The 12,110-nt window shown below is 40.9% G+C and carries 13 protein-coding genes; 6 read left to right on the top strand and 7 right to left on the bottom strand.

The features are described 5' to 3' along the window. Positions 1–591: 591 nt before the first annotated feature. Complete coding sequence (locus CXF86_RS07485; protein ID WP_102038699.1) at positions 592–1,251, bottom strand: YccT family protein; 660 nt, start codon at positions 1,249–1,251, stop codon at positions 592–594. 168 nt (positions 1,252–1,419) lie between these two features. Here CXF86_RS07485 and CXF86_RS07480 point away from each other — a divergent pair, with 168 nt between their 5' ends. Beyond that, positions 1,420–1,785, top strand: a complete 366-nt coding sequence (locus CXF86_RS07480) for a hypothetical protein (protein WP_101091813.1) — start codon at positions 1,420–1,422, stop codon at positions 1,783–1,785. A gap of 107 nt (positions 1,786–1,892) precedes the next feature. After that, entirely contained in the window at positions 1,893–2,840 is a 948-nt protein-coding gene (gene corA / locus CXF86_RS07475; protein ID WP_101091814.1) for a magnesium/cobalt transporter CorA, read from the top strand. Positions 2,841–2,856: 16 nt separating this feature from the next. Here the strand turns inward: corA and CXF86_RS07470 are convergent, their stop codons facing one another. Both CXF86_RS07470 and CXF86_RS07465 read right to left on the bottom strand, forming a co-directional pair. Then, on the bottom strand, positions 2,857–3,195 hold the full coding sequence (locus CXF86_RS07470) for a DUF3135 domain-containing protein (RefSeq protein WP_101091815.1): 339 nt from the start codon (positions 3,193–3,195) through the stop codon (positions 2,857–2,859). Between the two features lie 102 nt (positions 3,196–3,297). Further along, a complete protein-coding gene (locus tag CXF86_RS07465; RefSeq protein WP_102038698.1) occupies positions 3,298–4,557 on the bottom strand; it encodes an HD-GYP domain-containing protein in 1,260 nt (419 codons plus the stop codon). A gap of 114 nt (positions 4,558–4,671) precedes the next feature. On the opposite strand from CXF86_RS07465, the gene CXF86_RS07460 reads away from it, so the two are divergent. Beyond that, a complete protein-coding gene (locus CXF86_RS07460) occupies positions 4,672–5,361 on the top strand; it encodes a 2OG-Fe(II) oxygenase (RefSeq protein ID WP_102038697.1) in 690 nt (229 codons plus the stop codon). Here CXF86_RS07460 and CXF86_RS07455 read toward each other — a convergent pair. Beyond that, the gene (locus tag CXF86_RS07455) at positions 5,358–6,710 is read right to left on the bottom strand and encodes an ATP-binding protein (protein ID WP_101091818.1); all 1,353 of its coding nucleotides are present in this window, start codon (positions 6,708–6,710) and stop codon (positions 5,358–5,360) included. The two genes, CXF86_RS07460 and CXF86_RS07455, sit on opposite strands and share 4 nt — an antisense overlap. Further along, positions 6,701–7,375 carry a response regulator gene (locus CXF86_RS07450; protein WP_101091819.1) on the bottom strand — a complete coding sequence of 225 codons (675 nt, stop codon included), beginning with the start codon at positions 7,373–7,375 and terminating at the stop codon, positions 6,701–6,703. Before CXF86_RS07450 ends, CXF86_RS07455 begins: the two co-directional genes overlap by 10 nt. Positions 7,376–7,658: 283 nt before the next feature. On the opposite strand from CXF86_RS07450, the gene CXF86_RS07445 reads away from it, so the two are divergent. Genes CXF86_RS07445 through CXF86_RS07435 form a run of 3 tightly spaced genes read left to right on the top strand, consistent with a single transcriptional unit; the run spans position 7,659 to position 10,728 of the window. Next, a complete protein-coding gene (locus CXF86_RS07445) occupies positions 7,659–8,513 on the top strand; it encodes a putative selenate ABC transporter substrate-binding protein (RefSeq protein WP_102038696.1) in 855 nt (284 codons plus the stop codon). A 3-nt stretch (positions 8,514–8,516) separates the two neighbouring features. Then, positions 8,517–9,212, top strand: a complete 696-nt coding sequence (locus CXF86_RS07440) for an ATP-binding cassette domain-containing protein (RefSeq protein ID WP_101091821.1) — start codon at positions 8,517–8,519, stop codon at positions 9,210–9,212. Between the two features lie 10 nt (positions 9,213–9,222). Beyond that, entirely contained in the window at positions 9,223–10,728 is a 1,506-nt protein-coding gene (locus CXF86_RS07435) for a PhnE/PtxC family ABC transporter permease (protein WP_101091903.1), read from the top strand. 91 nt (positions 10,729–10,819) lie between these two features. Here the strand turns inward: CXF86_RS07435 and CXF86_RS07430 are convergent, their stop codons facing one another. Both CXF86_RS07430 and CXF86_RS07425 read right to left on the bottom strand, forming a co-directional pair. After that, positions 10,820–11,164, bottom strand: a complete 345-nt coding sequence (locus tag CXF86_RS07430) for a hypothetical protein (protein WP_102038695.1) — start codon at positions 11,162–11,164, stop codon at positions 10,820–10,822. Between the two features lie 206 nt (positions 11,165–11,370). Beyond that, on the bottom strand, positions 11,371–12,096 hold the full coding sequence (locus CXF86_RS07425) for a hypothetical protein (RefSeq protein ID WP_102038702.1): 726 nt from the start codon (positions 12,094–12,096) through the stop codon (positions 11,371–11,373). Positions 12,097–12,110 lie beyond the last annotated feature (14 nt).

The following is a 12,110-nucleotide window of genomic DNA, read 5'->3' as shown; positions in this document are numbered from 1 at the left end:
TCTCGAAAGAGAGTGAATAGCCCGTTGCTAACGCAACGGGCTTTTTTACGTCTGTGATTTGTGGTTGTTACGTTGCTGAATTGCCGGAACCACAGAATGCAGGGGCAATAGCATCGGCATAAGCGTGTTGTGGCCGATATAACCCTGGTGCGAATCGAACATTGCCAGGCGCCGACTCTTTCTAAGTTTGGTCTCGAAAGAGAGTGAATAGCCCATTGCTAACGCAACGGGCTTTTTTACGTCTGTGATTTGTGGTTGTAGAGTCAACGGATATACGGTTCATCAGATTTTGAGTTCAAATATGTCGACATGATGTCTGTTATGACTTAAATATCTAGCCACGTCACAGTGTGGTCAAATTAATGTTTAAACCGGATAGCAAAGACGTTTTTGAATTGCATGAGCACTGTAAAAGAGTGCTTATAGCGATGGGATAAAGACGACTGAATAACTAACATTAGGGATGGTAGATCATGTTGCTGATCTACCAGAAGACGCCACTGACTAATGGAGTTAGTGAGATATTCGATGACACTTAAACCCCAATTGGTTTACTTAAAACCGAGCTGCGTCAGAGAATATCTATATGTGCTATTTAGCGTTTATCTTTAATTTAAATGCTTTTTTTGTTGCTTCATCGGCTTGTTCATACCAAAAGTCGAGCATTTGACCAACATTTATCTGATCTGATTTCACGTTAGAATTACTAGCAGAAACGGCCTCGGAGACTTGAGTACTTGAAGACGGGGTTGTTGATATGATGGGGGCTGCTAAAGCTAAAGTACTGATGGCTGCGACTTGGTGACTACTATTGTAAATACTGATCTCTTCTTTGTAATCGCGACCCAGTTGCATACCTTCTTTAATCAATAGTCCCTGTTGAAAAGCTATCGTTGCGCCTGAAGAATCTATCATTGTTATCTGAGGGGCACTATTGAAAGCCTCCGCAGCTCTACTTGACCGTATTCTCGGAAAACCGAGTGTCAATTGCTTATCTTCAGCAGAAAACGTCAGAATAATCACATCGGAACTAAATTGGTTTTGCGACCCCTGCTGTTGGTAACGCCCTACATACCTCAGTGCTATCTGGTTCTCACCATTAGCGAGTGAAAGGTCTTTATTTCCGTCAGCCTCTTTGCCATTGATAAGCACAAGTTCAGAGCTTGATGGAAGTGTTAGTTCTACATTGGCAATAGCGAAAGAATGAACGCAGAGTAATGCTGTCGCCAAAATACACTGATTTATTTTCATAGAAAATCTCTATTTTAATTGATACTTACTTTATAGCAGAACGATTTTTGTTTTGCAGCTTGATCTAGTGTAACTGAACAATTGAATACGGATGCTTAGATAATAATAACAGTTTAGCTTTATGATTTTAGTTATAATGTGCTTCCATTACGGTTTTGGAGAGAGCACGTGTTAACAAAAATTCTTGTGACTTTGTTAGTCATAGCGAGTGCCATTTTTTATATTCGTCAATCTAAAGTAAGCGGAACAAAAGAGCGAACTCAAGATATGGGTAAAGGGATTATTATTCGCTTCTCTCTGTACATAATTATAAGTCTTTCATTATTGGCAAGTGCTGGGTATTGGTATTGGGATTGGCAGGATGGTAATAAGGTCGTTAGTGTCACTATTGTGTCGCCAGTGAGTAACGATTCGGTTGTTTATCAAGTTAGAAAGAAGCATATTACTAACAACGAATTAATAACTATAGACGGGATAAGAATCAGATTATCTAATCAAGAACGAATAACCATCGCTAAGACAGTCGAAGAGTAATATTTGAGATTTTTCGTTTAGTTAACGCTTTTCGATGTCTCTTTTTGGGTTAGAATAGCCTCGTTTTTTTACCCCCATTAGTTGATTAATTGTAAGAAGGAGGAGCTATGATAACAGCCTATGCCTACGAGAATCGTAATCTAACGATCACCGAATTGAGCATCAAGGATACTATCCCTCCCAGCACAACTTGGTTAGATCTTTATAAGCCTGATGATCAGGAACGAGAGTGGTTAAGTCAGTTTTCTGTTGAAAATGTTCCTGAAGAGGAAGACATCAATGAAATTGAAGCTTCAGCACGTTTTTATCAGAATAAAGACGGGTTGCACATTAATTCTTTGTTCCCACAAAGAGCAGGACAAGATGTTAAAGGCGTAAACGTTTCTTTTAACATTCGCCCCAATTTCCTTTTGACGATTAGAGAAGAAGATGTTGGCTTAATCAGACTGCTAAGAAACTATTTACGTCTTGGCAGAATAGAGGCTACATCACCGCAAGCATTGCTGCTTGAGTTGTTTAATCTAAAGGTCGATTATCTCTCAGATTTAATTGAAGACGTTTACACTGTGCTTGATAGTGTGAGTGAAGAAGTGTTCAAGAATGAAGAGCTTGATGATGTCTTTAAGCTTATTACTCGACAAGAAGACTCCAACGGTAAGATTAGATTAAGTTTACTCGATACACAGCGTTCATTACGTTACATGCAAAAGCACTATCGTAGTCAACTCTCAGATGGTGAGATAAAAGATCTTCGAGAGATGTTATTGGATATTGAATCACTGATGCCACATAGTCAGTTCATTTTCGATAAATTGAATTTTTTACTCGATGCTGCAATGGGTTTTAGTGGACTGCAACAAAACAAGATTATTAAAATATTTTCGGTTGCGGCAGTGGTATTTTTGCCGCCTACGGTAATTGCTAGTAGCTACGGTATGAACTTTGCCAATATGCCTGAACTGGATTGGAAGTTAGGTTATCCGATGGCTATTTTGATGATGTTTGGTAGTGCTGCGGGTACCTACTTTTTCTTCAAGCGTAAAGGTTGGTTATAATAACAAGAGTTCGCATTTAGCGAACTTTTTTTGTACCTGTTTGTGAGGGGCCGTTTGCAAAAGTAAGCACCGTAGCCTTATGTTGATAAAACTCATCAGGGTGATTAAGTACATCATTAAGACTTGAGAGTTTTTGGTACATCATACTGCTTACAATTTGGTAGCGTTGGTAGGGTGTTTTGCATAGTGACAATTTTTTCTCGAGATGATCGAGCAATGAAACTAACTTTGGTTTACTTGCAGCTGAAGACTCGTCAATAACTTCTTGGTTTAACTTTTTCTGTAAAGCATCTAATTTGCTTGGTTCGTTTTCTGCTAGCCAAAGTAGTTGGTCAAAATCGGGAAGCTTAGTCATAAAAACTCACTCTTAAACGTTTACTGTTAGATTAAATCTAGTAACAGGAACGGAATAGAGCAAGAAATAGACAAGTTTACTGTTATTACAAAAAGATTATTCTCAGCTATCGGTACCAAAATAGTAACTGACTCTTTCTCTCGGGTTTAGATATTTAAAGACCTTTTCTGGCAAGCCTGCCGGAGGTAAACACCTGACGATGGTAATCCCTTCTTGTGCCAACTCTATTATAGGTGCTTGTTCTTTTGGGACTAATGCATCGTAAACAAGGATCCTCGGTAGCAATAGTTGACTCATATTTACCGACATAACCATAGCGTATTGGCCTGAGGATAACTCGACAATGCTGCCGGGTGGATAGATCCCTAACATCTTGACCATTCTTCCAACCATTTGCGGATTTAACTGTGTTTGATAATGCTTATACAGATAACCTAAAGCAGAATAGGGGGTACGTGCTTTTCGATTATTATCTGAATGGCAAAGATTATCATAGGTATTTACCGCTGCAACCAATTGGCTTAATTTGTCAATCTGGGCTTCTTTTAAGCCTTTTGGACTGCCTGAACCATCGAGGAACTCATGATGATTCAAGATGACTGGCAGTGCTTCTGATGGGAAATTATCAGCAAGCTTGAGTAAGTCTACACCCATCATGGGGTGCTGACTGACAAAGTTTTGTTCGGCTTGTGATAATGGTGACGTTTTTCTTAATATCTGCGTTGGCACTTTAAGCTTACCAGTATCATGAAATAATGCGCCAATGCCGATCAATTCTATTTCATTGCGAGTCCAGTTTAGTTCTTTGGCGATTAACATCGATAAAACGGATACGTTAAGAGAGTGGTAGTAGATCCCATCATCATCTTTAGCATCTGCCATCAAATGCAAGACTAACTTATCAGACGTTAATAACTGCTCGCAGATATTATGGATAAGTTCCTTGCCATCATTCACGGCATTTAAAGGACGATTACGCAATTTACCCATAAGACTGCGGATCATTGCGACTGAACGATCAAAGTGTTGTTCTGTTTTCTGCAGCTGGCGCCTTAGGCTTTTATGGGCTTCTATGCTTTCAGCTTTTTGCTTACGTAGGTCCTCTGATAGTTTATCTAAATTACTATCGACAATAGGCTGTTTTCTGCTGCGGGCATCTTCAGGGGTTAGCACCGCAGTATCGCTGCGATCTAATATGACAAAGACATGCTCAATCCCCAGATTCTTTATTAACTCAATTTGGGCTTGTTGTCTAATTTTGAAGCTGCTGAATAGAAAAGGGTGATCTTTCCATGAAACAGGTAATCGAATGAAATTACCTACCTGCAGTTGCTTTACTGCAATTTTACAACTATTTGGCATATGTATTTGTGTGAGTCTTCCTTAGTTTGCTATTTTAACGCAACTTATCTTATTTACAAATGCTTAACTCATATGTTTACAATTATGCGAAGGCAAGCAGCTTAAGAGTATCTAATGGATTTTATTGAAATATACCCCAATGCACTTCCCGATGACCTATGTGAACAGCTCGTTAGTGCTTTTGAGCAACACCCAGGTGTGTTAGCCGGAAGCACCGGTGGTGGCGTCGACACTGACAAAAAAATGAGCCGAGATTTGATGTTGGATTCTCATGAAGATTTATCCGTGCTTAAAAATACTTTGCTGCAATACACATTGCAGCACGCCGCGGAGTACTTTAATAAATATTCTATGGCGCTGATGGGTGCGGTATCGGTAGGAGTCTCTAATCTAGAAGGTGACGCTGTTACGCTAACACCTGATAATTATGCGGCATTTGGGGAGCCAAGGGCTGAAGCCTTAGTTAAATATCTATATCGGAGTGGTACGATTAACATTCAAAAATATGATAAAAACAAAGGCGGCTATCCTCATTGGCACTCAGAACAATTTCCTCAGCTTAATCATAACGAAGCCTTGCATCGAGTCGTGTTATATATGTTTTACCTAAATGATGTCGAAGAAGGCGGAGAGACTGAGTTTTACTATCAAGACAAGAAAGTAACGCCTAAAAAAGGCACTATGGTGATAGCACCTGCAGGTTTTACTCATTCGCATCGAGGCAATATGCCCAAGAGCTGCGATAAATATATCGCGACCTCTTGGATAATGTTTAATCGAGCAGAGCAGCTATACGCGCGTTAGATTGGTATTGAGATCCTAAAACAAGCACCTTCCAAGTCGGATGTCTCAATACTGAGACGTCCGCCATAGCTAATGACGATCTCGTTACACACTGCCAGTCCAATACCTTGTCCCGCTTTTTGGGTATCTGCTCGAACGCCGCGTTGAATAATGTTTTGTCTAATACTCTCTTCAACGCCTGGACCGTCATCTTCCACTAAAAGCTCAAACTCACCCGCATCATTGTAATAGGATGAGACCCTGACGGTGGTAATACACAGCTTAAATGCATTTTCCATTAAGTTGCCACAAAGCTCCATTAAGTCACCTTTGTCACCAGGGAAGACATGTTCTTGCTCGATAACCGCTTCAAACTGGACTTGTTTGTCGCGGTATACCTTAAATAACATTTGAGCGAGTTGGTCAACCAGCGGCAGTATTTGAGTTTGTTCCTGTTTTAAGCCCTTACGCCCTAACATTGCCCGTTTTAATTGATATTTTACCAATAGATCCATCTGGCTAACTTGCTCCATTATTTTTTCACTGGTTGCTTCTTTATCTAATCTGGCATCATCAGTAATGGCGTGCACCGCGGCTAAACGTGTTTTTAAACTATGGGCTAAGTCGTTCATTGCATTTTGGTATCGCTGCTGTTGTGCACTTGATTGCACTAACAGTTGATTAAGCGCCTGGGTTACGCCTTCAAGTTCAATGGGATAACCTTCAGAAAGGCTCTTGGATTTTCCGCTATTAACCGATTGGAGTTCATTTCTTAATTGCACTAATGGACGCATTCCCCAGTAAGCCGCACTGATGAGCAAGACCAGTGCTAATGCCAGCACAAACCCCAGCCGTACATAGGTGCGTCGACTGAACTTACTGTATTCTGCTTCTAACTTCTCAGCATCTTTTAACACCAGTAAATTGTATTCGCTGCCAGCGATATCAAGTGAGAGCAAATATACAAAGTAGCCACGAGTATCAGCTAAGGAAAGGTAATAGGGGGGGGTGTTATTGCGGATCTCATTAAAACGTTCGCAGGTATCGAATAATCCGCGATCGACAGCCAAAGAAGATGTCCAAACTTGATTAAAGGTACTGTCACAACTGGCAATAATATAACGCTGTGATGCGCTATTTTCTGCTAGCCATTCATCGCTATTATCAGGCAGTAGATCATGCTCCCTAAGTTCGGCGGCTACTTTAGGGATTTCAGCAATAAGCTGGGAGGTTTCTTCATTGTAACTATTTTGGGCATGAAGAATATTAACCATCCAAGCTAAACCAAAGCCTACCAAGGCTATGATTGAGAGCGAAGTGAGAAACATCCGCGTAAGCAGACGTTTCTTAGGTTTAAAGCTTAACTGCATGGCAGATTAAATTTGTAACCTTGACCACGAATCGTCGCGATAGGATTTTCAATACCATCTTTTGTGAGTTTTTTGCGTAAACGACTGACCATGACTTCGATAGTGTTTGGGTCTCCCTCTTTGTCACCGTAAATGACATCGAGCAAGCGCTGTTTAGCGACAACTTCATGGCAGTGGCGCATTAAGTACTCGAGGATTAGATATTCAAAGGCGGTCACTTCCATTGGCACGTCGTTGAGAGTGACTTGTTTGGCTGCCAAGTCTATCTCTAGTGCGCCACTGGTGATCTTTGGTTTGACAAAACCGGCACTGCGCCTGACCAGAGCATCGAGTCGAGCCACGAGCTCCTCTTTCTGGAACGGTTTAACCAGATAATCATCAGCACCTGCATTTAGACCTTCAACTTTGTCTTGCCAGTTAACTCGGGCTGTCAAAATCAAAATGGGAGCTTTCACTCCGTTATCACGCATACTTTGAATTAAGCTAATACCATCTTGGTCGGGTAAGCCCAGATCGACAATAGCGACATCGATAGGATAGTTTGTCGCTTGGTAAAATCCTTCCTTCGCTGTTAATGCAACTTGAAGCTGATTTCCTAGCTCACTAAGCTGCACTTTAAGGTGGTGAGATAAAATAGGATCATCTTCAACAACCAATATTCTCATAGTCAAATATCCTTGAATGCGATAAAGATTAGTTTACGCAGATTTATGCATACTGCCAACTAAGTGTTTCTAATTACGTAGAAGTTTACGCCTCGCTAACTTAACCTTGGCTGAATTATGTTGATGTTGCTATGAAGAAAACGTTTTAGTGGATGATTTAACATCAGTTTGATAAAGGTTATGGTTAAATCCAGATCTATCTAGTGCTTTATAGTGTTTCTTCTGGGTTTGTTGGTTAAATTTAGTTAAAATATGGTAAATATTTTGTCAGGTTAAGCTTATTATGTTTGCTATCAAGTCCCTTATTAGCATGTTTGTGCTGCTATTCGCGCCGAGTCTTTTGGCTGCAACTTTTACTTTTACCGCGATTCCCGATGAGGATGAAAGCCAACTTCGAACACGTTTCGATAAAGTGGCCGTTTACTTAGAAGAAAAACTAGGCGTTGAAGTTAAATACGTGCCAGTAAAGTCATACTCTGCAGCCGTAACCGCTTTTAGAAACAATCAAGTGCAGCTTGCATGGTTTGGTGGTCTTTCCGGCGTACAAGCAAGGCGTTTAGTACCGGGTTCTGACGCAATAGCACAAGGCTATGAAGACCAATTTTTTAAAAGCTACTTTATTGCTCACCACTCTACTGAGATTATAGCTGATGATAGCTTCCCTAATCTAAACGGTTACACCTTTACCTTTGGCTCAAAAGATTCTACTTCTGGCCGCTTGATGCCGCAGTTTTTTATCGAACGTAATTTGGGTAAACGCCCTGAAGATATTTTTAAGCGAATTGGTTTTTCAGGCGACCACAGTCGCACCATCGCGCAAGTTCAAGCAGGTGTTTATCAGGTGGGAGCGGTTAATTATAAAGTCTGGGAGTCCGCTTTAGCCGCGGGTAGAGTTGACTTGAAAAAAGTGAATGTTATTTGGACCACACCCACTTATCCTGATTACCAATGGACGGTAAGAGCTGGTGTCGATGAGACCTTTGGCGCAGGCTTTAAAGCACGAGTGGAAGCAGCACTGTTGGGTATGACTGATGCGGAACTTCTTAAGAGTTTTCCACGTAAATCATTTGTGCCGGCCGACAATCAAGATTATGAACCGATTGAAAATGTCGCAAAAACGATCGGTCTAATAGATTAATTGATGTTAGACATTAATGATTTTTCTTTGAGCTTTGGTGATAAAAAAGCACTGGATTCAATTTGCCTGTCTATTGCGGCTGGCGAAAAGGTAGCCATTATTGGCAGCTCAGGTTCAGGAAAATCTACGCTTATTCGTTATATCTATGACCAGTTGCAGGGGAGTGCGGCATATTGCTCCCAACAACAAGGTTTAGTTGAGAGTTTAAGTGTATTTCATAATATATATATGGGAGCACTAGGCAGAAATTCTGCAGTATATAATCTTTTTAACCTAGCGTTCCCCTTTAAAAAACCACTTAAAGAAGTGACAACCATTGCTAACTCCTTAGCGCTAGACTGTCCGATATCCCAGACGGTTTCTCAGTTATCAGGTGGACAACGTCAGCGCACTGCGGTTGGTAGAGCTATATATCAAAAGATGCCCATTTTTATTGGCGATGAGCCTTTTTCCGCCTTAGATCCAGTTATGGGTAAGCGGCTGATAAGTTTAGTATTACAACAGCACAAGAGCGTCATTATGGTATTGCATGATATGGATATGGCGTTGCAACATTTTGATAGAGTTATTGGTTTGCGTGACGGGAAAAAGTGCATAGATACTCGTGCCTCAGAGCTGAGTGCTGAGATGTTGCAAGCGTTCTATGAAGGCTCAAGCATTGATACTGACGAGGCTATAGGATCGGATACCATTGCCTGATCTTGTCAACATGAGCTCAATTCCACGTCAGGCTTTTTTTGGTTATTGGCAGAAAGTAACGCTGATTTTGCTTGGTGTTACCATGGCATGCTTTTACTGGGCTGACACGGAAATTATAGCGTTAGAACCGTGGAGCGAGTTGCAGCGTATAGCCCTAGGATTTCTTTCACCAGATTTTTTAGCGACCGAATATCTATTGGAGGCGGTTTGGCAAACGGTTAGTTTTGCTTTACTTGGCGTGGCGGCAGGATTGTTATTCGGTGCACCCGTAGCATTGTTTTATAATAAACCTCTGGTCGCAGCCGCTTGTGCCTTTATTCGCTCGATTCATGAATTGTTTTGGGCGTTATTGTTTCTGCAAGTGTTCGGTTTATCCCCCTTAACAGGCGTACTTGCTATTGCCTTACCTTATGGTGCTACATTTGCTAGAGTCTTTAGCGATATTTTACAGCAAGCCCCTGTTTACACATTGCAAAATTTACCAGCGAATACCGATAAAGTCAGCCGCTACATATATGGCCGTTTCGCCCACGTAATGAATGAAATAAAAGCTTACGTGCGTTACCGTTTTGAATGTGCGCTAAGAAGCAGCGCGATACTTGGCTTTGTCGGAATGCCTACATTAGGGTTTTATTTAGAGTCGGCTTTCAGGCAAGGGCATTATCACCAAGGCGCAGCGTTGCTTATTCTGTTTATTATTATGATCGGCTCCATACCTTATTGGTGCAGAGCTAAATTGTTACCTTTGTATTTTATTGCTGCTGTATGGTTGTTACCTGATATCACCACCATTGACGGCTCACTTGTTTGGCGCTTTTTAAGTGACGATATTTTACCGCCCATGTTTCAAAGCCATAGCATAGAGCTGTTGTTTAACGATAAGTGGCGGCTATTTGGACAATGGTTGTATCAGATTATTACTGAGCAAGCACTTCCCGGTGTTTTAGCGACCGTGTTGCTTGCAGTTGCAGCGCTAGGCTTTAGCTATCTGTTGGCATTGCTGATGACAACATTCAGTTTTAAGCCATTAACGGGTGCGTTTATCACTAGACTCAACAATTTTATCTTACTTATTTTAAGATCAATACCTGAGTACATCTTGGCCTATATTTTCATGTTGTTGTTGGGACCTTCTATGTTGCCGGCAATCATAGCGTTAGCGATTCATAACGGTGCCTTAGTTGCCTATTTAACCGCTCGACAAAGCTCTACCACTACATTTAGCCAGCATTTTAATGGCAAAATTGATGGCTATGCATATGACATATTACCGAGAATATACCCAAATATGATGGCGTTACTGTTTTATCGATTTGAAGTGATTCTCAGAGAAACAGCTATTTTGGGAATGTTAGGCGTTGCTACGTTAGGCTTTTATATTGATAGCAACTTTTCTGAAATACGCTTTAATGGGGCGCTAGTGCTGATAGGTGCGACGGCTTTACTTAATATTTTAATTGATATAGCGAGTCGTAAACTGCTGGTTAATGGGTCGCTCTCACATAAACCTTGTTAAATCACCGTATAGAACGAACTCATATACGGTGATTTTATCCTGACAGATTGTTAACGAATAGAATCTAAGCCTTTGGGCTATCAGTACATTGTTAGTTGAATATTTTGCGCTGGTGTCTTCTATAGATGATGCCGTTGCCACACCATGCGGCAAATAGCGTAAACGCGACAACACTCGACATAATAATGCTTAGACGGTACCAGGGGGCCTCAGCAACAATGCGTGCCTGTACATATTCAAATCCACTCGTTCCCCAAACAAGAAAGGCGGAGACGATAAGGGCTAGCTGTAAAAATCGAGTCATCCAAGTTGCTCGAATAATGAGTAATACAGGTGCTAATGCATAGGCTATGCAGACTTCGTTTTGACCAAATCGAAGAAAATGCGCACCGAGCAGTAAATACGCAACACTGATAAAAAGAATACGCCACCACATAAAGATATACCTTATTGACCATAAATAGCCTGTAAGGATAAGGCAAAATCAAATAAGTATTCTATAGACGGCTTCACAAATATGGGACTAATACTCGCAGGGAACAGTAATCGAGGTGTGATTATGTGCGTCAAAGCACAACTCTGTCGACCTTGATTGTTGGTTACAGCAAGCTGGTCTGTTAAGAGCAGCTTGCCCAATCAATGCTATTTGATATTGTCTAAAGCAGATTTAAGCTTTTGTTTATCTTCTTTGCTGAGGTTTGCGTGACTAATCAAGCTAAGAATATGTTCAGCACTTGCCCCATCGTCATCGTCAAAGATAACAAAACTAGCGTGTTCATCACTATCACCAAATCGCATGACTTCAAGCTCAGAGATCTGCTCGGCAATAATCTCTATATCATCTGAAAGGGATTCAATATGTATTTCAAATTCGCCTTCATTTTGTTCGAATAGTTTTTCGAGTTCTTGGGCTTTCGCTTCAAGTTCACCCGATTTAGATTCGATTTTTATTACATGAGCTTCGATTTGCGCTGTTTTCCCATCGAGTTGTTTATACAGTTTTTCCAATTTAATCTTAATCGCCTTATCTTGCTCTGCGTTAACAACAAAAAGATTGTTTTTAGGGTGCAGTTGCGACCGCGACAGCATACGAGTGAGTAGCGCTTGAGACTCTTTGGGTAACTCAGCTAATTTAGCGCTAATCACATCTTTATCTTTCAACTCTTGGGCAGTAAATGCTAAGTCATGTTGCTTACCATCTGTTTTAATGGTGACATGGGTAATGTCATTCTCATCAGTTTCTATTTGGGTGGTAAATTCTCTGTCTTTATTGTCGACGACTTCAATTTGTGTAGGTGCAGCGAATAAGCTGGTTGGCAAGGCTAAACCGCAGGTTAATAATGCGCATACTAATAAGTTATTTTTCATAATGTCTTCTCTAT

Source organism: Shewanella sp. GutCb (assembly GCF_002836135.1).
Classification (GTDB): domain Bacteria; phylum Pseudomonadota; class Gammaproteobacteria; order Enterobacterales; family Shewanellaceae; genus Shewanella.
Note: the sequence above shows the minus strand (reverse complement) of the source record. Positions and strands in the feature narration are given on the sequence as shown.